This is a genomic window from Neobacillus sp. B4I6 (genome assembly GCF_050434045.1).
In the GTDB taxonomy this organism is placed as follows: domain Bacteria; phylum Bacillota; class Bacilli; order Bacillales; family Cytobacillaceae; genus Neobacillus.
Genome location: NZ_JBNPWB010000002.1, coordinates 1,666,465 through 1,690,839, shown reverse-complemented (window position 1 = coordinate 1,690,839; position 24,375 = coordinate 1,666,465). Strand labels below are relative to the sequence as shown.

The window sequence follows — 24,375 nt, the reverse complement described above, 5'->3', positions numbered from 1 at the left end:
AATCTATTTAATGTTCCTTGTCAAGGACATTTGTTTGCTTCAATGTGAGAGTCTCTTTTCGCAATCGTATGCTTGTATGCTTTTCTTATTTGACGGACACCGAACTCAATTTTCCGACATTTCGATTGATATTTTGTAATGCCTCTTTGTATTCTTTTTCTAAACTACTAATTATTTCAGAAGCCGATTCTATTTTATTTATTGCCCCGACGCCATGTCCTGCTGACCAAATATCCTTCCATGCTTTCGCATTCGTCTCCCTTTGCATATTATCAAAGTTTACCTTGTCTTTTTTAACAAGTTTTTCTGGGTCCAAACCTGCCTTTTTGATACTAGGTACCAGCATATTGCACATGATGCCGGAGAAAGCATCCGTTAAAATGATATCCTCTTGTGTGGCTTCAACCAGCATTTCCCTGTAATCATCATTGGCCATACTTTCTGTCGCAACAATAAAGCGGGTTCCCATATAGGCAAGGTCAGCGCCTGCTGCCTGTGCAGCTAAAATTCCCTTCCCTGTTGAAATGGAACCAGCAAGGACAATGATACCATCCCAGAAATTACGGACCATATCCACGAAGGCAAAGCTGTTGATTTGACCCGCGTGACCACCCGCCCCGCTTGCCACCAAAATAAGTCCATCGACACCAGATTCAGCTGCTTTTTGAGCAAACTTCAAATCACTCACATCAGAGAATACGAGCCCACCATATTCATGCACAATATCGACGACTTGTTTCGGACTTCCTAAGGAGGTAATTACCAATTGCGGCTGATGCTTTTTAATCAATGCAAGTTCTTCCTGCAGGCGGCTGTAAGAGCTATGTACGACCATATTCATCGCCCAAGGTGCAATTTTTCGGCTAGGATCGAGCGCACGAGCCTCTTCTAACTCTTCATTTAATTGCCCCATCCACTGATCAAGAACCTCAATTGGTCTTGCATTTGGAGCAGGGAAAGAACCAATCACGCCATTCAAACAACAGTTTTTCACGAGTTCGGTGCCTGACACCAAAAACATCGGGGCCGAAATAACCGGTAATTTTAATTGGTTCCACCATGATTCAGGAATTGATTTCTTCATTTTGCTCACCCTTTATTTTAGAATTTTCAGAATAAACGATACACTTTCATAGTACCTGAAAATGAATGGTTATTCAATCTTTGTATGAACCTTTTATTTCTGCCTCTTAAACGCTTACCATCCACGAACGATTATTAATTAAATTGATAAAATGTTCGTTCTTTGCTAAAAATGATTGATTTACTTTTCTCCTGTGCTTTATAATGGGAATAAATTCATATGGTTTCACTCATATAATCGCGGGGATATGGCCCGCAAGTTTCTACCGGATTGCCATTAATAATCCGACTATGAGTGAGTAATGGGAAAGTCGCTCTTCTATTTGAGTGCACTAATTCCATATTCTTTCGGACACGTAGCCCAAAGATCATTATCTCACTCAATTTTTTGATGTGAGGTAATGACCTTTGGGCTTTTTATTATTTTATAAGGAGAATCTAACATGAGATTACTAGAGGAGAAAATCAACACCGACGGAAAGGTTCTTTCGGAAAATGTTTTAAAGGTTGATTCATTTTTGAACCACCAAATAGACCCGCAATTAATGCTTGAAATAGGAAAAGAGTTTGCAAGGATTTTTGCAGGTGATGGTATTACAAAGATCGTAACTATTGAATCTTCAGGAATTGCCCCTGCAGTTATGGCTGGTTTATATATGAATGTTCCTGTAATCTTCGCAAGAAAAAGAAAATCTTTGACGCTTGTCGATGATTTATTAACAGCTTCAGTCCATTCATTTACTAAAAATGAAACAAACGAAATTTCCATTTCAAAGAAATATGTAAATGAAAATGATAGAGTCCTAATCATTGATGACTTCCTTGCAAATGGGGAAGCTGCACTTGGTTTAGTAGATATTGTTCAAAAAAGCCGTGCAACAGTTGTTGGAATTGGCATTGTCATCGAGAAGTCCTTTCAACATGGTCCACAAAAATTAAAGGACCTTGGTTTAAGGGTTGAATCCTTAGCACGGATTGCCTCGCTTTCAAATGGAAAAGTGTCATTTATAAATGAGAACGTGGAGGAATTAATCTAATGAAACAACATCCTTTTAAAATAGCCTCATTAGGAATTCAACATGTATTAGCCATGTACGCTGGAGCGGTAATCGTCCCACTTATCGTCGGAGGAGCACTTAAATTTACCGGAGAACAATTAACCTACTTGGTATCGATCGATATCTTAATGTGCGGAATTGCAACCATTTTACAAGTTTGGCAGAATCGCTTTTTCGGAATTGGTTTACCGATTGTACTTGGCTGTACGTTTACTGCAGTTGGACCAATGATTGCCATTGGTGGACAGTATGGTATTTCCGCTATTTATGGATCGATTCTTATCTCAGGACTTATCGTCATTATTATTTCTCAATTCTTTGGAAAATTAATTAAGTTCTTCCCACCTGTTGTGACTGGTTCAGTTGTAACCATAATCGGGATTACACTTATCCCGGTGGCAATGAATAACATCGCTGGAGGTCAAGGCAGCCCTGATTTTGGAAGCCTTTCAAATATCAGTTTAGCTTTCGGAACGTTGCTTTTTATCATCTTGCTATATCGTTTTACGAAAGGTTTTATTCGCTCCATTTCCATTCTATTAGGATTAATTGGTGGTACTCTTGCTGCTTCTATTATGGGGAAAGTCAATTTCTCAGCGGTAGCTGATGCATCATGGTTCCATATGGTGAAGCCATTTTATTTTGGTACACCTACTTTTGAATGGACCCCGATTCTTACTATGACTCTCGTAGCAATTGTGAGCATGGTAGAATCAACAGGTGTATATTTCGCTCTATGTGATATCACTGGAAAAAAATTAAATGAAAAGGATTTATCAAGAGGTTATCGTGCTGAAGGTCTCGCGAGTATAATCGGTGCTTTATTTAATGCTTTTCCATACACAACCTACTCTCAAAATGTGGGACTTGTTCAGCTTTCAGGCGTTAAAAGCAAAAACGTCATTTATACCATGGGCGGGATGCTAGTATTTTTAGGGTTTATTCCTAAAATCGGGGCATTCACGACCGTTATTCCAACACCTGTCCTTGGTGGCGCAATGGTGGCAATGTTCGGAATGGTCATTGCTTACGGAATAAAAATGCTAGGAAATGTAGATTTTGCATCACAAGAAAATCTTCTGATCATTGCATGTTCTGTCGGTATGGGGATGGGCGTCACTGCCGTACCAGATATGTTTTCCCACCTGCCAGAAGGCGTTAAAATCCTTACCAGCAGTGGAATTGTAACAGGAAGTTTAACTGCTATTTTTCTAAACATTGTTTTCAATGTTTCAAAGCCAACTAAACAAATTAAGGCAGTAAATTAGCAAATGGCCTCTTAACATTATAGACACAATAAAATCAAAAGACGATCCTTATTCTCGGTATCGTCTTTTTTTATTATTATTCATCGCCTTAATCAATTCGAAGATATTTGTTAAGTTTCTTTGTGTGTGCTTCCGGAAAAGATCTTATAAAAAATGGCTGATTTTATGGCCAATGTGTAATTACGCTAAAGCTGAATTCAGCCTTAACCATTTGGCCATTTGGTTCTCCACCCTCAAATGTAAGGATATGATTATCAGGTATAGAATTAAAGTTAAACGTCTTATCTGGATGACCTAATTCATCATTAGCTGAACTATCATCATATTCCGCTAATTGACCTCCAATTTGGAAATGATCACCTTCGGACATATCAAATTTAAAACTATTATCTCCCTCAATTTTTTGTGGATTGCCTGGAGAAATATTTACATAATTATCATCTTCTCTCTGCCACAAAAACTTACCTTGCCTAACTACGTAATTTAAATCATCATCATAATTTCCTACATTTGCTCCTAGCGAGCCGTAAACCTCTAATTCATTCCCTGGATCACCATCAACACGTTCGCATATAATTTGGATTACTTTAATCTCAACTGTTTTAAACATTAATGCAACTTATATATTCGTGAATTATGTACAAGGTAAATTATAACGACTATCACAACAAACAAAAAAGTTTATCCTCAATTCGCAAACTCGTTTTGTGAATTGTAATACTGTATATTATTTATATATTAATGTATGTTATTGTATCTTCTTGTTACTCTTACTAGTATGTAAATTATGTAGCAAAGTTTTCTTCGTTAATTGCATATTTTTTTGTTAATTGCATTATTTTCTACGTTAAATGCAATTCTTACATATAGGTGTTTTATTGGGATTTCAACCCACTGATGAGATACTTTTTTCTATAAATTTTTTAATGTTATCGTGCTTTATGTAATAGTAATTATTCCATCTATCAATTAATAAATTGTCATTCCCTTTTTATCAACCAGATTGTCTAGATTTATGTCATGCCTGACAACCTTAATAAATTTAGCAGCCTCAAGGATTCCTGTATATTTGATAAAGGTCTTTTCAGAAGCACCTATATCCTTCGCCATACGTTCTACAGAAGCGTAACAGTGGTCTTTTCCTACTTGCGTATAATTTATCCAGCTCATTATGTAATACAATATCCTGACTCCTGTATGTCCTACCATTTCAATTACCGACATGTTAATAACCCAAGATTCAAGTTGTGTAAACAGTTTCTCGTCATTCAAATCAGGGATTACAATTGGTGAGAGCATGATTGTTAATTTTCCATTCCTAGGCAACCTAACCATTTCATTTGTTATGTAATTTTTTTCATTCAAACCCTTTAGACAAGCCATAAAAGTCCTTTGGTCTGTCAGATTGATATAATTCATAAGTTTTTTGTACGAGATGATTGTAAATGTGAGACTTTTATCATCACCTGATTGAGATTTATAAAATTGGATCAACTTCGCTAATAAGACGAACTCCTTATCTGTTATTTTGTTACTACGCACAATAGATTGTGGTATTTGAATTTTAAATTCGTTGCTCAACTTTATCCCTCCGTTTATTTGATTTGTTTAAGTATTGCTCAACAAAATTTTTCACATAGTCCGTATTCGGAAAATAATAAACAAATTTAGTTGGTATGTTTATGTCGTTTTTAATTTTCTTTAATCCGCAACCATTCATCATTAGAAATCCTGCCATACGTTGACTGAATACAACAAAGTCCTTTTCCCTATTCAATTTTGATCCACCTCCCATCCACCTAATAAATTTGTGTTTTATTGGAAGTCATCACTCCTTTCAAGCATTGTTGAGTTATTATTAATTCCATGTAAAGAAACATGCCATTGTGTTCTATTTAACTTGCCAATCTGATACCTTTAAACTGTAAATATTCTTAGGGGGTATGGTTACTATGGCAAATTTAAAAGATAAATTTACGATTGATGACATGAAGGCATTAGACCAAAGACTTAATCATATTTACTATCAAGTAACCCATTATCAAACTAGATCAAATGCTGGGCTTACTGAACTTCAATTACTTGATACAATTGACCATTTATGCCGAATGTCAGGTATGCTGTGTGATGTGATTGAACAACAGTTAGAAGGGAATATAGAAACAGCAGAACCTCATAGATATATTGATAGAAAATTAGGCACTGTTGAAACTGGTATTAAAAACTTCTTAGAAGTTAAGAAAATTGATTTGGATTAACTACTAGGGGGCTCATAAAGGGCTTCTTTTTTTCATCTCTTTTCAATTTATCTAGCACACTGTCAGACTCGATTATGGGCGGGATGCTAGTATTTTTAGGGTTTATTCCTAAAATCGGGGCATTCACGACCGTTATTCCAACACCTGTCCTTGGTGGCGCAATGGTGGCAATGTTCGGAATGGTCATTGCTTACGGAATAAAAATGCTAGGAAATGTAGATTTTGCATCACAAGAAAATCTTCTGATCATTGCATGTTCTGTCGGTATGGGGATGGGCGTCACTGCCGTACCAGATATGTTTTCCCACCTGCCAGAAGGCGTTAAAATCCTTACCAGCAGTGGAATTGTAACAGGAAGTTTAACTGCTATTTTTCTAAACATTGTTTTCAATGTTTCAAAGCCAACTAAACAAATTAAGGCAGTAAATAATCAAATTTCCTCTTAATGAAAAAGAAATAGTAAAAAGACGATACTGATATGGTAACGTCTTTGTTTTTTCCCGTTCAGGAAATGTGTAATAACACTCTATTTATATGCGGCCGTTGCAGGAGCCGCATATATTTTCCAATTTAAAGAACAGAGAAAACTCAGTTTTCCAATAGGGATAATCGTTTTATTCGCATCAGTTACTGTTGCTGCTAATTATTCCGAACATATGAAAGAAGGCGAAATAGGTTATCCGTATTTACACTGGCCTTTTCAAATTATTATTCCAGTTATGCTAATGGGCATCGCTTACTTACGAAAGGCTAGAAATGGATCTAAATAATTTTCAAAAAAGGCGATGCCATTCTAAAGCATCGCCTTAATCATTTCTAAGAGTTCAGTTATGTTTCTTTTAGTTGTAGAACTTAAACCAGTGTTGGTCGTAATATCAGTCCCTGTATTATCACTCCCAGAACCTGAATTTGTTTTAGTTACCGTTATTGGAGAAATATTATTTGCTCCACCAAAGTTTACGATCCCCCCAGAAATGGTCCCAATAGTAATACAATCTTGATTGGTCGCCAACCAATCACCCCCTTCCACGCTTATATACTATTATATGGACAAGATTATTCGGTTGTTTAAGCATTTTCATTATTTATTTTTTAATGCTTCTTAATTTCAAAAAGAGCCACGTGTGAGGCCCATTAGTTTTTCATAATTTTGTTTTTGGAGATTTGCATGCATCCTTTTCTAACTTGCAAATCCACTTATAATATCCTAATAAGATAAGAAGCAAAAACGGATCAAGTATGGCTGCATGCCAAAGCTTCCACCATCCATAATGAAAGAAACCCCACGGAGGAGGCAGCAAGGTGATACCTTCGTAAATCAAAATGGCAATGACAAAAATGACAATAAAAAAAATTTGCTTAATGACCTTTGATTTATGTGGAAACCAATTTAAAAAAATCATATTTACAGCTGGTACTAGGAAGATATGTGGAAGTATTCCTGCCCAATCGATTTCCCTGTCAAAATACCAGTAACCGTGGTATTTGAATTCAATAAAAACATCGAAGAGGACCTGAAATGAAACTGTAAATGACCAAATATGGACTATTTGGTTAGCACTTAGCATTTTATTCTTTTTAAAAGCAAAATAATTAAATGTAATAATAGCAATTAGTAATCCAATCATATCTTTTTCCTTTTTATATTTAAAATACCCAAATTGTTAGGCATCCTATACTATTTCCAATAAAATCACAGTGTTTTTCTCATCAAAAATCTAGTCGAATCCTTAAAAATCTAGTATGATGTACTAATGTATTAATTCTTGACGAAGCGAGGATTACAAAAAATGAGCTTACTAAATGTAGAAAATTTAAGTCATACATTCGGAGACCGTACTTTATTTAAAGACGTTTCCTTTCGATTATTAGCTGAAGACCATGTGGGACTTGTCGGCGCTAATGGCGTCGGTAAATCAACATTAATGAATATTATTACTGGTCAATTGATTCACGATAGCGGTCGTGTAGAATGGACACCAGGTGTTCATTACGGTTATTTGGATCAGCATACGGTGCTGACAAAAGGAAGAACGATGCGTGACGTTCTTCGCGATGCTTTCCTCCCTCTTTTCGAAAAAGAAAAGGAACTAAATGATGTAATCGCTCAAATGGCAGATGCTTCACCTGAAGAGCTATTGGTTCTTTTAGAAAAAATGGGTGAAATCCAAGATGTCCTAGACGCTGGTGGATTCTATTCATTAGATATAAAAATTGAGGAAGCAGCACGCGGTTTGGGGCTTGATGCAATTGGTTTAGACCGTGACGTCGCAGCACTTAGCGGCGGACAGCGAACAAAGGTTCTTCTTGCCAAGCTTCTTTTGGAACAACCAAAGGTTCTTCTGCTCGATGAGCCGACCAACTATCTGGATGTTGAACATATTCGCTGGTTAACTTCTTACCTTAAAGAATACCCATATGCGTTTATCCTAATCTCTCATGATACAGAATTCATGAATCCAGTATCTAATGTTATTTTTCAATTAGAATTTTCAAAGCTGACTCGCTACACAGCAAGCTATGAGAAATTCTTAGAGTTAGCAGAAATTAATAAGAATCAGCATATTAATGCTTATGAGAAACAAATGGAATTCATTAAAAAACAAGAAGACTTTATTGCTAAAAATAAAGCTCGTTATTCAACTACTGGCCGGGCAAAAAGCCGTCAAAAGCAGTTGGACCGGATTGAACGGATTGACCGTCCAGAAACAGCGCTAAAGCCTACCTTCGGATTCAAAGAGTCTCGCAGCAGCAGCCGTTATGTTTTTGAGGCTAAGGATTTAGAAATCGGCTATTCAGAACCACTATTACCGAAAATGAGTATGACCATAGAACGTGGCGAAAAGGTCGCCATCATCGGTTGTAATGGGGTTGGTAAATCCACCCTACTAAAAACGATGCTTGGTAAAATCGATCCGATCAATGGCAAGGTTGAACGTGGCGACTTCCTCTTCCCTTCTTATTTTGAACAGGAAGTAAAAGCAGGCGGCATTACTCCGATTGACGAGGTTTGGAATGCCTTCCCATCTATGGATCAAAATCAAGTGCGTGCCGCTCTTGCCCGCTGTGGTTTGAAAAATGATCACATCTCTCGACCGATGAATCAGCTAAGCGGTGGAGAACAAGCCAAGGTCCGACTTTGTAAGTTGATGATGAATGAAAGTAACTGGATCCTATTCGACGAGCCGACTAATCACCTTGATATTGATGCAAAGGCAGAACTAAAACGTGCTTTAAAAGAATACAAAGGAACTGTCGTTCTTGTCTGCCACGAACCAGACTTTTATGAAGATTGGGTAACAAAAGTGTGGAATGCAGAAGAATGGTCACAACAGACAGTGTAAAGAAATATTGATTAAATTCCCCTGCTCTAATAGCAGGGGTTTTTCTATATTTTCATAACCTAAATTTCTAAATCTAAATAATCGATGGATTTTCATTGATCAAATAGATAATATGAATTTATTTTTACATATACTTCACTTATAATATATAAGGTTAAGCAATTCTAAGTTATTAAAAATATACTATCGAGGTGTAATTATTAATGAAAAAATGGATTTCTGTCATTATACTTGCTATTCTTGTATTTTCATTAGCAGCTTGTGGGCAAAGTGATGAAAAAACAAATGAAGGTAAGAAAGAAACGACAACGAATGAAGTATTTAAAATTGGGGCGATTCCTGACCAGAATGCAGCCGATTTAGATAAAGGTATGACGGCCGTAGCTAAATACCTAAGTGAAAAGACTGGTATGAAAGTTGAATTTGTACCGTCTGTTGATTATGCTGCACTAGTCACTAGTTTTCAACGCGGTGAAATTCATATGGCTTGGTTTGGCGGATTAACAAGTGTACAAGCTAGGAACCTTGTCCCTGAAGCAGAATCGATAGTACAACGACCACGTGACGCGGAATTCCATTCCGTATTTATCACCCAAACATCAGAAAATATCAAAAAGCTTGAAGATCTAAAAGGAAAGTCATTCACTTTTGGCAGTGAAAGCTCAACATCTGGTCATTTAATGCCACGTTACTATTTATCAGAGGCTGGAATTGATGCCAATACAGACTTTGACGGTAAACCTAATTTCTCCGGTTCCCATGATACAACCTACAAATTAATTGAATCCGGTGCCTTTAAAGCAGGTGCACTAAACGAAGCAGTTTGGGAAGCAGCTGTAAAAGAAGGCAAAGTTGATACGAAAAAAGTTAAAGTATTCTATACAACTCCTGCTTACTATGATTATAACTGGACAATCAATAGCAATGTGGAAGATGTTTTTGGTAAAGGTACTAAGCAAAAAGTAAAAGATGCCCTTCTATCGATTACTAGCGAGCAAAAGGAAATTGCTGACTTATTCCAAACAGATAGCTTCGTTGAAACGAATAATGCTAACTATAAAAAGATTGAACAAGTAGCAAAAGAATTACAGATTATTAAGTAGTAGGTGTTGTAGACATGTCTTCAAAAACAATGATTGAAGCTAAAAATATATCGAAACACTTTATGCGGAAGATAGCCCTATCTTCCCTTTCTTTTTCTATTAAGCAAGGGGAATTGGTAGCGTTAATTGGACCGAGCGGTGCAGGTAAAACAACGTTATTAAATTCAATTGCCGGCCTTGTTCCAATCCAAAGTGGCGAGCTATTGATTGATAGCAAACCGATATCACCCTATAAAAATGGGCATAAATTTGCAAAAAAGGTTGGTGTGATTCGTCAACAATTTGATTTGATTGGCTCAATCGCGGTTATCCATAATGTCCTGGCTGGCCGATTAGCTGACTGGGGCCTTTTCAAATCCCTCTTCTCTTTGCTTGTACCTCAAGAAAAAGAAATCGCCTTAAAAGCACTTGAAAGAGTGGGTCTTACTGATAAGATGTACGAAATTACCTCCACTTTATCTGGAGGCGAACAGCAGCGTGTCGCGATGGCGAGATTAATGGTCCAAAAACCTGAAGTAATTTTGGCTGATGAACCAGTAGCGTCTCTAGATCCTTCAAGAGCCGAGGATGTATTAGCCATGTTAATAAAAATCGTTTCTGAGGAAAAACAAACGTTAATTGCCAGTTTGCATTCCATCGAATATGCTCGTAAATATTTTACAAGAATTATCGCTCTTAAAAATGGTGAAATCCTTTTTGATTTGCCAACTGAAAAAGTGACGGATGATCTGTTAACCAACCTTTATCGACTAAAGGAGCAAGGTTAAGATGTTGAGACGGAAATCAGAATTGGGTAGGTATAATCGCCTAATACTTACATTACTATTGATGGCAGTTTTCGTATGGAGCTTATTTTCGATTCAATGGAATGACGACCTTTTCCATGCAGGCGGAATTCCGACGATACTGCAAATATTTGAAGGCCTAATTCAACCTGATTTATCACCAGAAGTATTGATCAAAGGTCTCGAATCTGCTTGGATTACACTAGCTTATGCTGTTGCTGGAATGTCTCTTGCTGTAGTTTATGCTCTGATTGTAGGGATTCTTGCATCTGGAACATTAACCTCAAGCAGGGTTGCTCGTTTAACATCTAAAGTAATTTTTAGGGGAGTTTTAGGGTTTACTCGTTCGATTCATGAGTTAATATGGGCATGGCTTTTTGTTGCTGCTGTAGGTCTTTCCCCTTATGCGGCTATATTTGCTCTTGCTATTCCATATGGAGGAATTCTTGGCCGTATTTTTGCTGATATGTTAAATGATGTACCGGAGGAGCCCATCACAGCATTAAAATCTACCGGTGCCTCAAGACTTCAAATCCTTATTTATGGCTATCTTCCATTGATTTGGGCAGATATGATCAGCTATACCATGTATCGATTTGAATGTGCAATTCGTTCTTCTGCCATTATGAGTTTTATCGGCCTCGGCGGCTTAGGCTATCAAATTCAATTATCGCTCGCTGATTTGAAATATGATCAAGTATGGGCATATGTTTTTTTCCTGATTGCTCTCGTGTTGTTCGTGGATATATGGAGTAATTATGTTAGAAAAGGATTGACAGAACGAAAACGTCGGAACGGATTCAGTACTGGATGGCGGTCCACCCTATTCACCATGCTATTAATCATCGGTTCTTGGGTATTTATTACCATAGGTGAGAATACTAAGTTATTTGAATTACTGTCGGATAAAAATATCGAATATGCGAAGAAGTTTTTTGGCAGCCTAATAGGTTTAAATGATAGGCATCCTGCTTTCCTAAACGGTGAAAGCTGGTCTGCCGCATTAAAGCTCACTCTTGAAACACTGGAAATGAGTATCATGGCCATTGGATTTTCGACGGTTGCTGCCTTTTTAACTGTTATTCCAGCAGCTAGAAATATAGCAAATGGAAGTTTAACTTCATCAAAGAGATGGTATAATTGGATTCTTTATGGATTCGTACGGATCACTTATATCTTTTCACGTGCCGTTCCTGAGTTGGTTTGGGCAATGTTGATTATTTTTATTTTTAAACCAGGGTTATTGCCAGGAGCAATCGCACTTGCACTCCATAACTTTGGGATACTCGGTAAGCTTTGGGCTGAGGTAATTGAGGATATGGACCCTCGACCAATCCGTAATTTAGCATCTGCAGGTGCCTCCAAAATCCAGATCTTCATCTACGGGATCTTGCCAAGTGTCTTACCTAGATTTCTTACCTATATTTTATATCGTTGGGAAGTCATTATGAGGACAACGATTGTTGTTGGTTTTGTCGGTGCAGGCGGCCTTGGTATGAAGTTTAAGCTCGCGATGAGTTATTTCCAATATACTGAAATCACCCTGTTACTTCTTTGTTATATGATTCTCGTCGTCATTGCTGATTTTGCATCAGAAAGCACGAGAAAGGCAGTTAAATAAGATGCTCGCGCAAAGAACTATTCAATGGTATCCATAATTAAAAGAACACTGTTCCTTCGAAAGGAACAGTGTTCTTTTAGTTTTAATCTATGTTATCCGTTTGATATCCACTGCTAGCTAATGGCTATCAAACTCCTAAGTATCTGATATAATCCATGTTAGCAGACATTATCAAGCATATCTGCATACTATTCCCATCAAAGGAAATAATTGATGAAGATACTTGTTTTCTTGCCACCGTTTCCATTATCCTATCAATAGGAAGAAAGTTAGTACTATCACCGACTTAAATAGTCATCAAGGAGTGAAAATTCTTTGCAATCTAAGTCCGCTTTACCGATTTTATTTATAGTTATGTTTTTGGTGATGGTGGGATTTGGAATTATCATTCCAGTTTTACCTTTCTATGCTGAAGAAATTGGGGCGAATCCAACTGAATTAGGATTATTAATGGCAGTTTATTCGCTCATGCAGCTCATTTTCGCTCCGATATGGGGGAAAGTTTCCGACCGAATTGGGCGGAAACCAGTCATGATGATTGGAATTGCAGGACTTGGTCTCTCTTTTCTAATTCAAGCATTGTCTACGGAGCTTTGGATGTTATTTGCAGCAAGAATTATTGGCGGCATTCTTTCCTCTGCAAATATGCCAACAGCCATGGCATATGTTGCAGATATTACCACGGAAGAAAATCGCGGCAAAGGAATGGGGATTGTTGGTGCAGCAACGGGCTTAGGCTTTGTTTTTGGTCCGGCAATAGGTGGGATATTTTCGAAATTCAGCCTTAATATGCCCTTTTATCTTGCTTGTGGATCTTCGTTCATCACCTTTATTCTTGTTTTTATTTTGCTAAAAGAATCAAAACAGAAAAAAGAATCGGTTAGCAAAGAAAAACCCTCTTTCGGGAAGGCGTTTAGTGGTACTGTTACCGTATTATATTTGGTGCAATTATTAATTTCCTTATCACTTTCTGGTTTGGAAGCAACGTTTGCCTACTTTGCTGCTAAAAAGGCAGATTTGGGCTCCACTCAACTTGGATACATTTTTATGATCATGGGGTTTGCAAGTGCGATCGTCCAAGGTGGTCTGGTCGGTAGATTGACCAAGAAATACGGTGAAAAGGTTGTAATTCAGTGCGGAATCATTGTTTCAGCGCTTGGATTTGGTTTGATTTTATTAGTAAATAGTTTTGCAACTGCAGCCATTTATTTAACTATTTTTGGACTAGGAAATGGCGTAATTCGTCCTAGTGTTTCTTCACTAATTACGAAGACGTCTACGGCAGGTTATGGAAGTTCAACTGGGCTTTTATCATCCTTTGATTCTCTTGGCAGGATTATTGGGCCGCCACTCGGTGGATGGCTGTTTTCGATGGCAATAGGCCTCCCTTATATCTCAGGTGCGATTATTTCAATTGCTGCATTTATCCTATTTCTCCTTTTTCGCCCACAGATCGCTACCGTGAAAATAACAAAGATTCAAAACTAATCAATTGGAATATGTTTTTAGGACATGCATAAAATGGGTTACGAGGATGTAAGTAAAAAGGAGCCTAGTTTATGAAATTAAAAACCTTTATAAGTATTTGTCTCCTATTGGTAACCTTAGGTTTTGCAGCTTATCTTGATTCACCCTACTCATTTATTAATAAAGATTATGCTTATTCAGCCGATCAACCTGTGATGGCACAGCCTGTAGAAGTTAAGCCTTCAAGCGATGTTCCCGTTTTGGAGGAAAAACTAGAGAAAATCGAAAAAGTGGATGGCTATATCGTAGAAACATACCAGGAGTATGAGGTTTATAAAGACAAAGATGGAAATGTACTAAAAAGTGAGCCTACTGGAAAAATTGATACGCTGCAATATTGGGATGATGCTCAACAATAAAGACCGCTAATGTCAGCGGTCTTTATTGTTGAGAAGATTTATCGCTTTTCCAAATCCGTGGATATAGGTTTAGTAAAAGTAAATACTCAAACAAATGGAATAAGGCAAGGTGAGGTATCCTGCAAAAGTTAATGGCTATTTTAATTGGGAGCCTATTAATAGGTATTGGGGTTAATGCATTTTTAATCCCTCATCATTTACTAGATGGCGGGATCATCGGCTTATCACTCATTCTCCATTATTACTTTGATTTTCAAACGGGCTTATGTGTAATATTATTTAGTTTGCCTCTGTGTATATATGCATGGTTCCGAGAACGGGACTACTTTTACAGTAGCTTTCATGGTCTAATGGTTTCCTCATTTTTTATTGATTTACTGGCTCCTTTACAAAAACATTTTCCACTTCCTATTATTATTAGTGCAATATTCGGTGGAACACTAGGCGGACTTGGTGTTGGATTAATGCTTCGCTATCAGACAAGCACAGGAGGTACTGAATTGTTAGCTCATTTCTTAGCGAAATCCTTTTCTTTTAATATCGGAATCATTATCTTGATTGTCGATGGTTTAGTCTTATTATCGGGGTTTAAAGTGCTCGGATCACAAAGTTTCTTCTATTCAATACTAACTATTCTTTCTTTTGGATTCATCACATCATTACTGGTAAAAAATTATAAAAGTGATGCAGATTAGGGTAAGTTCATTTTTCAGAAGTTAAGTTGGTATGTTATTTGAGATTGAAGTTATTTTTTTATCAACTTTGTCATAATCTTTTCATTTCATCTTTCCGTATATTTTTTCCGCGTAACTGCCAAATCGTACATTTGTATTTTTTCTTCTATGTTCCATTACTTTTTCAAACTGCAGCTGTTTGCGCGTTAATTTTTCTTGCAACCTAGCGATTTCTTCGTCATCGGTTGCAACAGAGATTAAATCATTTAAGGTGATCAATTCTTTTCTTAAATCAACTTGATCTGAAATGTACCCAGCATTCTTAAGCATGCGGTAGCTCATTTTTATTTCAGCGCTCATCCCTGGCAGTTCATCACTTAAATCCAATGGTTTTCCCATTCCAGGTAGATTTTCAAACTCCTTATTTTTTATTGCTTCTTTATTTTATCTTCTGCCATTCTTGAAAATAGGTCCATGACAAGTCCCCCTTTTTATTTTTATTTTACCCTATGTAAATGTTATACGGAATGACAAAACAAACTACAACATGATTCGATTTTTATCTGATTTATAAAAAAACTCTAATCAAAATATATTTTGCTTAAAACAAATTTAACTTCCCTCTAAACAGAACAAATGTTTTATAGTATATTAAATATGTTGTGGTGTTTTGTAAAATACCATAAATAACATATAGAGGTGAAATAAAAGTGAACGGAACGGCACATGCAGCAATAGGTGCAGCAACAGGTTTTATAGTTGCGAACACTTTCCATACCTCCCCTTCAACCACACTCTTTCTAATCGGATTAGGTGGTATTTCAGGCTTAATCCCCGATCTCGACATAGACGGGAAGCTTCGGGGTAAAATCACCTTATCTCATAAGGTGATTCGGATAGTGGCACTGTTAATTGGAATACTGATGGTCTTTTATAGTTTTTATGAAGGAACTACTAGAGAGAAGTGGATTGGTTTAGGGATCGGAATAGGGTTGATGATTGCAGCCTCATTGATCAAGCAAAAGCACATGTTAACGATCACAGGAATCGGTGTAATTGCAGGCGGATTCTCCTTAACAGAAATTTGGTTAATACTGCTTGGGATTTATATTTTAATCGCGTCTCTAGTTTCACACCGAAGCTATACCCATTCCATATTAGGGGTTGTTTTCTTCGGGATTATTGCTTCCAAATTAGAAAGATCCCTAGGAATTGACGGAGTTTTCTACACCTGCCTTGCTGGATACATAAGTCATTTGATTGCAGATTTTAAAATCTTACCCTTCAATAAACGAGGGATTAAGCTTTTTTTACCTGTTTCATCGAAAGAAATTTAATAAAGTAGCAATAAATTTTTTTTCGTACATCAGGTTATTTAGTAATGATTATATTTTGAAGTAAGTACCCTTGCCTTTCATGGTGTCAGCCAGATATTTATGGTTGACCTTTTTTAGTACTTAAATAACGCATGGGTAATAAATATAACTTATTCCAGATTTTTCGTTGGACTAATAAATAGGATGAGAGTATAGTAGTTTCCATGAGTCTTGACTATAGGAGGACTACGATGTTTGGTATATCCTTACCGCAATCTTTTTTACAGATGAATACCATTTTTATTTCGATCTTAATTGAAGCCCTGCCATTCGTAACTTTAGGCGTACTTATTTCAGGGATCATTCAAATATTTGTTACCGAAGAAATGATTGCAAAAATCATGCCAAAAAATAAAGTATTAGCTGTAATCTTTGCAAGTTTCTTAGGTATTTTATTTCCTTCTTGTGAATGTGGGATTGTTCCAATCGTCAGTAGGCTAGTCTCAAAAGGAGTGCCAATCTCTGCGGGAATCGCCTTTATGCTGACAGCACCGATCATCAATCCTGTTGTCTTGTTTGCAACTTTTATTGCATTCGGCAGTGACTGGAAGATGCCGTTATACCGTGCGTTAGGAGCAATCATTGTAGCTATTGTAGTAGGAATTTTGATCGCTTTTCGATATAAAGGGAGCCCTTTTAAAGAGCATTTCCATATTCACCATTCTGATGGAAAATCGACCCCATTTTTCAAAAAGATCTGGCAGACCTTGGAACATGCAGTTGAAGAATTTTTCTCAATGGGTAAATATTTAATTATCGGGTCACTAATTGCCGCAGCCGTTCAAACATATATTAAGACATCGACTCTTGTTTCAATTGGTCAGGGACAAGCATCATCTTCCATCGTGATGATGACTCTCTCTTTTATTCTTTCTCTTTGCTCCGAAGCAGATGCATTTATCGCTTCATCTTTTAGAACGACATTTTCAACTGGTTCATTATTAGCGTTTCTTGTGTTTGGGCCAATGGTGGATATAAAAAATTTAATGATGATGCTTGCAACGTTTAAAAAGCGGCTAGTTTTTATGATTGTTTCTACCGTTTTCGCTGTTGTATTTGTATACTCTTTGTTGTTTTAAGGAGTGGGAACTATGATAAGAAGCTTAATATTAATTGGTTTTACTTATTTAATCTTTCAAATGCATCTTACAGGGGATATTAATAAATATATCAACATGAAATATTCTTATCTTTCTGCAACTGCTGGTTATGCATTACTTGTATTAACGATTGTCCAAATCTTTATGCTCAGTAAAGGCGAGTCAAAAGATGCTGGCTGTGATCATGATCATTGTGGGCATAATCATTCAAAAGAGAATAAATGGTATAAAAAAGTTTTCATATATCCAATTTTCGCCTTTCCAATTATTTCAGGATTATTTTTTCCAATTGCCACACTTGATTCAAATATTGTAAAAGCAAAAGGATTTCATTTTCCCATTTACGATGAAGGAAAAGGCGATTCCTTTATGCAACAGCAATTTTTACGTCCAGATACGAGTGTGTATTATGGCAAAGATGATTATGATGTGTTAATGAAAAAGGAAAAGAAAAAGTATGTAAATAAAGAAACGATTGTTTTGAATGATAAGAATTATTTAAAAGGTATGGAAACTATTTATAACTTCCCTGGTGATTTTCTTGGAAAAGAAATCGAGTTTAAAGGTTTTGTTTTTAATGATTCAGAAACCATAAATAAGAACCAGATATTTGTGTTCCGCTTTGGTGTGATCCATTGTATTGCAGATTCAGGTGTCTTTGGAATGTTAGTTGAAATGCCTGATGGCAAGAAATTTAAAAACGATGAATGGGTAACTGTAAAAGGAAAAATATCAACAATCTATTATCAGCCCTTTAAAACCAACATTCCCTATTTAAAGGTAGAAGATTGGTCGACTACTTCTGCTCCTAAAGAAGAGTATGTTTTTAGGGGATATTAATTTATTAACGAAAAATGACCTATTCCACAGATGAATAGGTCATTTATTATTTATATTTTTAAAATGATAGTTTTAGTGCCTCAAGATTGTTTTTCATAACATCTATAAAGTCTAAACCTTTTTCTTGCTCTTCTTTAGTTAATCCTTCTAATGGATTTAAAACTTCAGTTTTAGCACCTATTTCATTAGCTAACGTCTGAGCCACTTTAGAAGAAGTAAGTCCCTCAAAATAAATAACCTTTACATTTTTCTTCTTCGTTACTTCTGCTAATTCTTTCAATTTTCCTAGGGTTGGTTCTACATCTGGGGATAATCCAGCTATCGGAATTTGAGTTAACCCGTATTGTTTTGCTAAATATCCAAATGCGGCATGTTGTGTTACAAATTCTTTTTTCTTCGCCTGATCAATTGTCTCCTTGTACAAGTGATCTAAATCAGCAAGTTGGGATTTAAAATTCTCTGCATTCTTTTCATACTGATTTTTATTATTTGGATCTAGCTTTTCTATAGCCTTAGCAATAGTGTCGACCTCCTGCTGGGCTAACACGGGAGAAAGCCAGACATGTGGGTCTTTTGAAGCTGCATGATCAGAATGATGTTCCTCCTCTGATTCTAATGCATTCATCAATTTAATCCCCTTTGAAGCTTCTACAACAGTTAAACTGGAATCATTAATACTCTTTAATACTTTTTCAGTCCAGCTTTCAAAGTATCGACTATTGTAGATAAACAGATCTGCATCTTGAATTTTAGCCATATCCTTTGCTGTTGGCTCCCAATCATGTGGTTCTGCACCGTTCGGTATTAATAGTTCAACATTCGCTGAACTGCCAGCCACTTTTTGGGTAAAATAATACATTGGATAAAACGTGGTGACAATTTGTAATTTTTTTGTTCGCTCACTACCTTTTTCTCCTTTTGTCTGAACGGCATTGGAACAGCCGCTTATCACCATAAGAAAAATAATTATAGGGCATATTAGTCTTTTCATGATTTTATTTCCCTCCATAATAGTCTTTAATTAGGAATTATTACGATTTAAAACGAATGATTATTCCATATAATATTAGTTTATTAGATTTAACAAATCGTAATTGTTACGAATTGTATCTTATACCGATTTTTTATTTATGTCAATGACATGTTAAAGTCAAAGATAATAAATATTAATGATCAGCTTTATGTTCCAATGATGAGTATCATTGTTGGAGTGAAGATTGATTAAACACAAAAAAAAGAGACTCACTGTCTCTTTTTTTGTTGTGAATAATTAATTATAAAAAATTTCCAGTGATTTTTATTTATTTCCAGGTGCAGGTTGGTCCACACCTCTTATATGGTGCTTATGCCCATCATTTTCTGAAGTATAAAAATCATAATGATGTACATGCATGCCATTACCTACGGGAATAGCTTGACCGGAATATGCCTTATAATAATGGGTATGGCTTATCCCTCTGTATAATGAATATGGTTTTGATCCTGAGTCTGGATTGGCGGCGAAGTAACATCTAAACACTGATGGACATGACCTGCATCCACAGAAGTATAATCAACCGAACCATGATTATGGTTCGGCACAAACCCCTGAACAAAATCATCTTTACTTACCTTACTCACTTCCTCACCTCAGTTCATTTTTTGGTCTAATTTCGTTGTTTTATAGATTTTGTACACGATAGACAAATAGTTGCTTGGTTCCGATTCAGATCTTGCTGCGAATGATTCTGGAGCAATTAACATCTGATTAAACTGGTCGATATTTACTTGACCAGGAAGTTGAGGCTGATATTTTTGATAAACCTCCTTTGCTGCTTTATTACTAATGATATTTACTTAATAGTAGGAATATGTTTTGGACAGCCAAAAACAAGGTTTTATTTTTTAGACTTCAGCGGAATTATGGAAAAACAGGTACAAACCTAAAGCCTGTCTTAGTTGTTATACATATACATACAGTACAAAAACACAAGAGGGATAGATGGAAGGGGGGGACATGTGCGGATTGCATAAGGAGGAGGTAAGGTCGTCTCATGATTACATCATGAAATACTAGCTTCCGAAAGGAGAAATATTATTCAATGGTTTGGTTAACTATAGTATCTTTTTTGCTTACCCTAGGATTTATTCTTTGGAGACCCAGGGGTATTAATGAAGCGATACCTGCTACGATTGGTGCGATTGTTGTCCTACTAAGCGGTAGTGTTACATTATCTGACCTCGGTATTATTGCGGAAACGATAAGCGGTGCTGCAATTACTATTATAGCAACGATTGTAATGGCCATCGTCTTAGAGAGTTTTGGATTCTTTAACTGGGTAGCAGAAAAGCTTGCAGAAAAAGCAAATGGGTCAGGCATTAGATTATTCTGGTATGTCAATCTCTTATGTTTTCTCATGACACTCTTTTTTAATAACGACGGGAGTATTTTAATCACCACTCCGATTTTAGTCATGTTATTAAACAATATGGGCTTGAAAAACCATCAAAAAATCCCGTATTTACTTTCTGGTGCTTTAATTGCAACAGCATCAAGTGCTCCAATTGGTGTAAGTAATATTGTCAATCTAATCGCTCTAAAAATCGTCCATATGAGTTTGTATTTGCATACGGCGATGATGTTTGTTCCTGCAACGCTTGGTTTACTACTGCTAACATGGCTCTTGTTCCTTCGCTTCAAAAAAGTCTTACCGAAAACTGTCCCTACTAAGGTAACGGGTTTGTCCCTCCCTTCTTACCACCCACTTAAGCCCAGTTCCATGAAACATGGTTCTGAGGAGGAACGTTCAAGGTTTATGCGCAACGTCCTACTATTTGTATTTGCTGTCCGTGTCATCCTCTTTGTCGCTTCGTTTTTGTCCATTCCAGTCTCGCTTATGGCTGTTATTGGTTCACTTGTCCTTTTAGGATGGAGATGGGCTTATTTAAAGATACCGCCAACCGATATGCTGAAAAAAACGCCGTGGTATATAATTGTTTTCGCTTTTAGTATGTATGTGATTATTTACGGCCTCAATAATATCGGTCTAACAGACTGGTTGATCCAATTTATGCGTCCAATGGTTTCTGGGAGCCTTCTCCATGCAAGTGTGTTAATGGGCGTCCTGCTCTCGGTACTTTCAAACATATTTAATAATCACCCTGCTTTAATGGTTGGAACACTCACGTTAACGAATATGAACCTAGATTTATTATCCTTAAAGATTGCCTATCTTGCCAACGTTATTGGCAGTGACATGGGATCATTACTACTTCCAATGGGAACGCTGGCTACGCTAATGTGGATGCATATCGTAAGGAAAGGAAAAGTAATGATCAGTTGGTGGCAATATATCAAAGTCACTATAGTTGTTATCCCGCCAGCGACATTGTTTACCCTAGTTGTTCTTTATTATTGGGTTTCATGGCTTTTTGGTGGAACACTTCAAGGATAATACAATTGAAAAAAGGAGAAATAAAATGAATATAGAACTATTAGATTTAAGAGATAAATATATTGAGGTTGAAATTTCCGGGGGAAGTTTTCACAGGGGAATTCTTATAGATGCCGGGTTAGATATAGTCGTAATATACGATGGCAGGAATAATACATTCCTATATATCCCATTTGTCCACATTCAACAATTGAAAGAAATATTAATTCAGGAAGAAACTTTTTACGATCCTCCTTCAGAAAAACCAATTACTTCCGATTCAATCTCCTATCGTAAAATATTAACTAGTGCGAAAGGTTTGTTCGTTGAGGTTTATGTAACAGGAAATAAATCCATTCATGGCTATTTAACTAGCATTATGAATGATTATTTTGTCTTCCACTCTCCTGCTTACAAAAAAATGTATATTTCAATGAACCATGTAAAATGGCTAATCCCGTATCCACCAAATACAACGCCTTATTCATTAGAAAATCAAAATCTACCTCTAAAACCCGTATATCCTACATTGGCTAGATCTTTTGAAGAGCAGTTAAAAAAATTGGAAAATCAATTAATTATCATTGATGGTGGATACAATGAGGAAAAAATCGGCTTACTCCAAAAGATTCAAAATAACAAAATGATACTGATAACAGCTAAAGGGGAAAAGCTTTTTCGGAACTTGGAGCATATCAAAACCATTCAATTACCGTAATTCCAATGGTAAAACTCTTTAACCAAATTAAAAGAAAGGTGCTTTTCACATGAGCAAAAAAAAACAAAAAGAATAATCCACCCTGTTTTGGCCGACGAGGTTGGATTACTCATTCACTGCTTGAGTTGTATTTTAGACCGTGTCCATCGGCCACGGTCTTCTTTTTGGTTTACCACCTATTAATAGCATATGGTTTTTCGATTATTTTTGTTCAAAGGAGAAAAAATTTTCATTTACCACATTAAACCCACTGTTAAACAAGATTCTCAATACTTTACAAAAGATTAACATGGAATCCATTATCTCTTCGTATTAACAGCATAAAATGTAACTATAGCAATACCTATTCAATAGTTCTTCTTATAAGTACATTTTCTGACTAGGAGGAAGTTGCATGTATAGTTTTCTAAATTTTCTGTTCCTATTATATATCTCGGTTGCCTTTATAAGAATTTTTTATTACTCTTTCTTCAAAACAAAATCGAATAAACATTGATTGCTACACCCAATCATTATCCATCTACTTATCCACAAAGTTATCTAAACATTTCATGTCCTTCCCCTAAAATTACGCACCTGTACCTATGTAGACTCTCTACATTTCCAACTGACTAATAAACACATAAAATAAGGAAACCCTTGTGGGTCTCCCATAATGAAAAAAACTAGGTTTGTTCTAATCTAAACTAATTGGAACATAACCTCAAATACTTCGTTCCAATTTTTTGTTTTAGCAAGTGTCTTACGTCTAAGGATATAGTTTTCGTGATTTTTGATGCTTTCTAAATGTTCACATGCACTGATAAATTGGCTAGAATCATTTGTATCTAAAAGAGAATATACAGACTGCTCAGCATATTTTTGAGTAGATGGCAAATGCATGCCAATTACAGACTTCCCCGCTGCTAGAAATTCAAATAACTTTAATGGAAAGACCGCTTGGTTATACTGAGATGACTTGTAGGGCATAATTCCAATATCAATTAAGTTCATATATTTTGGAACCTCGGAAGGAGCGACACTTCCAGTCCATAAAACATTCTTCTCAGTTAATAAATTTTTAAATTTAGGATGATCATTGGTACCATCTGGACCCACAAAAAGAAAAAGCCACTCACGCTTTTTTTGTGCTACTTCCTGGATCAAATCAAAATCCAGCTTAGGTTTAATTCCCCCGATAAAGCCTAAAACCGTTCCGTCAAAATGATCAGGTAGAATATGATCCATTTGTGTAGGATAGTTTGCAAACCTATCAAATTCCACCCCATTTTCAAAGGTAAACACCTTTTCTTCAGCACCTAACTTTTCTATGATTCTTGTACGTAAATATTCAGAGGTACAAAAAATCACATCTGCCCTTTTAATAATCCGCTCTTCTGCCCTTGATATGATATTTTTTCTAAAATTGGCTAGGATAGAGTTTTTCCCATTGATAGGAGAGGTCCATAAATCACTGCAATCATAAACCACTTTATTCCAAGAAAAGAGGTTAGAAAGTGTTGGGAATCCAGGAAAGGTATACCATAGATTAACAGTATACCTTTCCTTAGCTTTTTTTAAATATGTTAGTAATGGCTGCAATTTAATTTTATGAAATGCATCGATATAGCGGCCAAACCGAAACACTTTTTGTGGAAACAAATCTTGGATGGTCCATTGATCTATTCCATTTGACAATCTTTTATTGTGCTTTTCTTTTTGGTTTGGTGTTGGACATAACCAGATTACTTCCTTTGTTTCAGGATGATTTTGCAAATATTCTGCAAGCCGATGTCTACGATACCGAAGTTGATCTTGATCCCACTCACCTGTTGCCACAATGATATGTATGCTCTTCATTTGTCCCAT

The 24,375-nt window shown here is 36.3% G+C and carries 24 protein-coding genes, 2 pseudogenes and 1 riboswitch; of the genes and pseudogenes, 16 read left to right on the top strand and 10 right to left on the bottom strand.

Annotated features, from left to right (window positions below):
• Nucleotides 1–85: 85 nt before the first annotated feature.
• Nucleotides 86–1,084, bottom strand: coding sequence for an NAD(P)H-dependent flavin oxidoreductase (locus QF028_RS10455; RefSeq protein ID WP_429465185.1), 999 nt, complete (start codon nt 1,082–1,084; stop codon nt 86–88).
• Between the two features lie 209 nt (nt 1,085–1,293).
• Nucleotides 1,294–1,395, top strand: a riboswitch (purine riboswitch).
• Nucleotides 1,396–1,526: 131 nt separating this feature from the next.
• On the opposite strand from QF028_RS10455, the gene QF028_RS10450 reads away from it, so the two are divergent.
• Nucleotides 1,527–2,120, top strand: coding sequence for a xanthine phosphoribosyltransferase (locus QF028_RS10450; RefSeq protein ID WP_215004245.1), 594 nt, complete (start codon nt 1,527–1,529; stop codon nt 2,118–2,120).
• Nucleotides 2,120–3,409 (top strand): nucleobase:cation symporter-2 family protein, encoded by a 1,290-nt coding sequence (locus QF028_RS10445; protein WP_429465183.1) that lies wholly within the window; start codon nt 2,120–2,122, stop codon nt 3,407–3,409. Before QF028_RS10450 ends, QF028_RS10445 begins: the two co-directional genes overlap by 1 nt.
• A gap of 163 nt (nt 3,410–3,572) precedes the next feature.
• Here QF028_RS10445 and QF028_RS10440 read toward each other — a convergent pair whose 3' ends face one another.
• The 3 genes from QF028_RS10440 to QF028_RS10430 form a co-directional block, all read right to left on the bottom strand.
• Nucleotides 3,573–4,019, bottom strand: a complete 447-nt coding sequence (locus QF028_RS10440; protein WP_429465181.1) for a hypothetical protein — start codon at nt 4,017–4,019, stop codon at nt 3,573–3,575.
• Between the two features lie 359 nt (nt 4,020–4,378).
• Nucleotides 4,379–4,990, bottom strand: coding sequence for a hypothetical protein (locus tag QF028_RS10435; protein ID WP_429465179.1), 612 nt, complete (start codon nt 4,988–4,990; stop codon nt 4,379–4,381).
• The gene (locus tag QF028_RS10430; protein WP_429465177.1) at nt 4,974–5,186 is read right to left on the bottom strand and encodes a DUF5659 domain-containing protein; all 213 of its coding nucleotides are present in this window, start codon (nt 5,184–5,186) and stop codon (nt 4,974–4,976) included. Before QF028_RS10430 ends, QF028_RS10435 begins: the two co-directional genes overlap by 17 nt.
• A 175-nt stretch (nt 5,187–5,361) precedes the next feature.
• Here QF028_RS10430 and QF028_RS10425 point away from each other — a divergent pair, with 175 nt between their 5' ends.
• Entirely contained in the window at nt 5,362–5,667 is a 306-nt protein-coding gene (locus QF028_RS10425; RefSeq protein WP_215004237.1) for a hypothetical protein, read from the top strand.
• A 77-nt stretch (nt 5,668–5,744) separates the two neighbouring features.
• Nucleotides 5,745–6,113 (top strand): annotated as a pseudogene (locus QF028_RS10420) (solute carrier family 23 protein); the annotation flags it as partial.
• Between the two features lie 347 nt (nt 6,114–6,460).
• On the opposite strand, the gene QF028_RS10415 reads toward QF028_RS10420, so the two are convergent.
• Both QF028_RS10415 and QF028_RS10410 read right to left on the bottom strand, forming a co-directional pair.
• Nucleotides 6,461–6,679: a spore germination protein gene (locus QF028_RS10415; RefSeq protein WP_168244083.1), complete on the bottom strand. Its 219-nt coding sequence runs from the start codon at nt 6,677–6,679 to the stop codon at nt 6,461–6,463.
• Between the two features lie 130 nt (nt 6,680–6,809).
• Entirely contained in the window at nt 6,810–7,295 is a 486-nt protein-coding gene (locus tag QF028_RS10410) for a hypothetical protein (protein ID WP_429465174.1), read from the bottom strand.
• 162 nt (nt 7,296–7,457) lie between these two features.
• Here QF028_RS10410 and QF028_RS10405 point away from each other — a divergent pair, with 162 nt between their 5' ends.
• From QF028_RS10405 to QF028_RS10375, 7 genes are all read left to right on the top strand, one after another.
• Nucleotides 7,458–9,011: an ABC-F family ATP-binding cassette domain-containing protein gene (locus QF028_RS10405; RefSeq protein WP_429465172.1), complete on the top strand. Its 1,554-nt coding sequence runs from the start codon at nt 7,458–7,460 to the stop codon at nt 9,009–9,011.
• Nucleotides 9,012–9,214: 203 nt separating this feature from the next.
• Nucleotides 9,215–10,114 (top strand): putative selenate ABC transporter substrate-binding protein, encoded by a 900-nt coding sequence (locus QF028_RS10400; protein WP_429465170.1) that lies wholly within the window; start codon nt 9,215–9,217, stop codon nt 10,112–10,114.
• A 14-nt stretch (nt 10,115–10,128) separates the two neighbouring features.
• Nucleotides 10,129–10,881, top strand: coding sequence for a phosphonate ABC transporter ATP-binding protein (locus QF028_RS10395; protein ID WP_429465168.1), 753 nt, complete (start codon nt 10,129–10,131; stop codon nt 10,879–10,881).
• A 1-nt stretch (nt 10,882) separates the two neighbouring features.
• Nucleotides 10,883–12,520: a PhnE/PtxC family ABC transporter permease gene (locus tag QF028_RS10390; RefSeq protein ID WP_429465166.1), complete on the top strand. Its 1,638-nt coding sequence runs from the start codon at nt 10,883–10,885 to the stop codon at nt 12,518–12,520.
• Nucleotides 12,521–12,835: 315 nt separating this feature from the next.
• Entirely contained in the window at nt 12,836–14,008 is a 1,173-nt protein-coding gene (locus QF028_RS10385) for an MFS transporter (RefSeq protein WP_429465164.1), read from the top strand.
• Nucleotides 14,009–14,079: 71 nt separating this feature from the next.
• On the top strand, nt 14,080–14,406 hold the full coding sequence (locus QF028_RS10380; RefSeq protein ID WP_215004221.1) for a hypothetical protein: 327 nt from the start codon (nt 14,080–14,082) through the stop codon (nt 14,404–14,406).
• A gap of 131 nt (nt 14,407–14,537) precedes the next feature.
• The gene (locus tag QF028_RS10375) at nt 14,538–15,101 is read left to right on the top strand and encodes a YitT family protein (protein WP_429465162.1); all 564 of its coding nucleotides are present in this window, start codon (nt 14,538–14,540) and stop codon (nt 15,099–15,101) included.
• A gap of 81 nt (nt 15,102–15,182) precedes the next feature.
• Here QF028_RS10375 and QF028_RS10370 read toward each other — a convergent pair whose 3' ends face one another.
• Complete coding sequence (locus QF028_RS10370) at nt 15,183–15,512, bottom strand: DnaJ family domain-containing protein (RefSeq protein WP_429472269.1); 330 nt, start codon at nt 15,510–15,512, stop codon at nt 15,183–15,185.
• Between the two features lie 278 nt (nt 15,513–15,790).
• Here QF028_RS10370 and QF028_RS10365 point away from each other — a divergent pair, with 278 nt between their 5' ends.
• The 3 genes from QF028_RS10365 (at nt 15,791) to QF028_RS10355 (ending at nt 18,396) form a co-directional block, all read left to right on the top strand.
• Nucleotides 15,791–16,417 carry a metal-dependent hydrolase gene (locus QF028_RS10365; RefSeq protein WP_429465160.1) on the top strand — a complete coding sequence of 209 codons (627 nt, stop codon included), beginning with the start codon at nt 15,791–15,793 and terminating at the stop codon, nt 16,415–16,417.
• A gap of 230 nt (nt 16,418–16,647) precedes the next feature.
• The gene (locus QF028_RS10360; protein WP_429465158.1) at nt 16,648–17,535 is read left to right on the top strand and encodes a permease; all 888 of its coding nucleotides are present in this window, start codon (nt 16,648–16,650) and stop codon (nt 17,533–17,535) included.
• A 12-nt stretch (nt 17,536–17,547) separates the two neighbouring features.
• On the top strand, nt 17,548–18,396 hold the full coding sequence (locus tag QF028_RS10355; protein ID WP_369446724.1) for a TIGR03943 family putative permease subunit: 849 nt from the start codon (nt 17,548–17,550) through the stop codon (nt 18,394–18,396).
• Between the two features lie 58 nt (nt 18,397–18,454).
• Here the strand turns inward: QF028_RS10355 and QF028_RS10350 are convergent, their stop codons facing one another.
• Entirely contained in the window at nt 18,455–19,387 is a 933-nt protein-coding gene (locus tag QF028_RS10350; protein ID WP_429465155.1) for a metal ABC transporter substrate-binding protein, read from the bottom strand.
• A 306-nt stretch (nt 19,388–19,693) separates the two neighbouring features.
• Nucleotides 19,694–20,016: pseudogene (locus QF028_RS10345) on the bottom strand (YmaF family protein).
• A 461-nt stretch (nt 20,017–20,477) separates the two neighbouring features.
• Between QF028_RS10345 and QF028_RS10340 the strand changes: the two are divergent.
• Together QF028_RS10340 and QF028_RS10335 are read left to right on the top strand one after the other, a co-directional pair.
• A complete protein-coding gene (locus tag QF028_RS10340) occupies nt 20,478–21,830 on the top strand; it encodes an arsenic transporter (protein ID WP_429465153.1) in 1,353 nt (450 codons plus the stop codon).
• Nucleotides 21,831–21,855: 25 nt separating this feature from the next.
• A complete protein-coding gene (locus QF028_RS10335; protein WP_429465151.1) occupies nt 21,856–22,527 on the top strand; it encodes a DUF2642 domain-containing protein in 672 nt (223 codons plus the stop codon).
• A 681-nt stretch (nt 22,528–23,208) separates the two neighbouring features.
• Here QF028_RS10335 and tuaH read toward each other — a convergent pair.
• A complete protein-coding gene (tuaH, locus tag QF028_RS10330; protein WP_429465149.1) occupies nt 23,209–24,375 on the bottom strand; it encodes a teichuronic acid biosynthesis protein TuaH in 1,167 nt (388 codons plus the stop codon).

Coding starts and splice junctions, on each gene's coding strand:
- QF028_RS10360 (WP_429465158.1), top strand. CDS start 16,648: ATGTTTGGTATATCCTTACCGCAATCTTTTTTACAGATGAATACCATT.
- QF028_RS10380 (WP_215004221.1), top strand. CDS start 14,080: ATGAAATTAAAAACCTTTATAAGTATTTGTCTCCTATTGGTAACCTTA.
- QF028_RS10350 (WP_429465155.1), bottom strand. CDS start 19,387: ATGAAAAGACTAATATGCCCTATAATTATTTTTCTTATGGTGATAAGC.
- QF028_RS10455 (WP_429465185.1), bottom strand. CDS start 1,084: ATGAAGAAATCAATTCCTGAATCATGGTGGAACCAATTAAAATTACCG.
- QF028_RS10395 (WP_429465168.1), top strand. CDS start 10,129: ATGTCTTCAAAAACAATGATTGAAGCTAAAAATATATCGAAACACTTT.
- QF028_RS10440 (WP_429465181.1), bottom strand. CDS start 4,019: ATGTTTAAAACAGTTGAGATTAAAGTAATCCAAATTATATGCGAACGT.
- QF028_RS10375 (WP_429465162.1), top strand. CDS start 14,538: ATGGCTATTTTAATTGGGAGCCTATTAATAGGTATTGGGGTTAATGCA.
- QF028_RS10405 (WP_429465172.1), top strand. CDS start 7,458: ATGAGCTTACTAAATGTAGAAAATTTAAGTCATACATTCGGAGACCGT.
- QF028_RS10390 (WP_429465166.1), top strand. CDS start 10,883: ATGTTGAGACGGAAATCAGAATTGGGTAGGTATAATCGCCTAATACTT.
- QF028_RS10400 (WP_429465170.1), top strand. CDS start 9,215: ATGAAAAAATGGATTTCTGTCATTATACTTGCTATTCTTGTATTTTCA.
- QF028_RS10335 (WP_429465151.1), top strand. CDS start 21,856: ATGAATATAGAACTATTAGATTTAAGAGATAAATATATTGAGGTTGAA.
- QF028_RS10450 (WP_215004245.1), top strand. CDS start 1,527: ATGAGATTACTAGAGGAGAAAATCAACACCGACGGAAAGGTTCTTTCG.
- QF028_RS10445 (WP_429465183.1), top strand. CDS start 2,120: ATGAAACAACATCCTTTTAAAATAGCCTCATTAGGAATTCAACATGTA.
- QF028_RS10355 (WP_369446724.1), top strand. CDS start 17,548: ATGATAAGAAGCTTAATATTAATTGGTTTTACTTATTTAATCTTTCAA.
- QF028_RS10340 (WP_429465153.1), top strand. CDS start 20,478: ATGGTTTGGTTAACTATAGTATCTTTTTTGCTTACCCTAGGATTTATT.
- tuaH (WP_429465149.1), bottom strand. CDS start 24,375: ATGGGACAAATGAAGAGCATACATATCATTGTGGCAACAGGTGAGTGG.
- QF028_RS10425 (WP_215004237.1), top strand. CDS start 5,362: ATGGCAAATTTAAAAGATAAATTTACGATTGATGACATGAAGGCATTA.
- QF028_RS10410 (WP_429465174.1), bottom strand. CDS start 7,295: ATGATTGGATTACTAATTGCTATTATTACATTTAATTATTTTGCTTTT.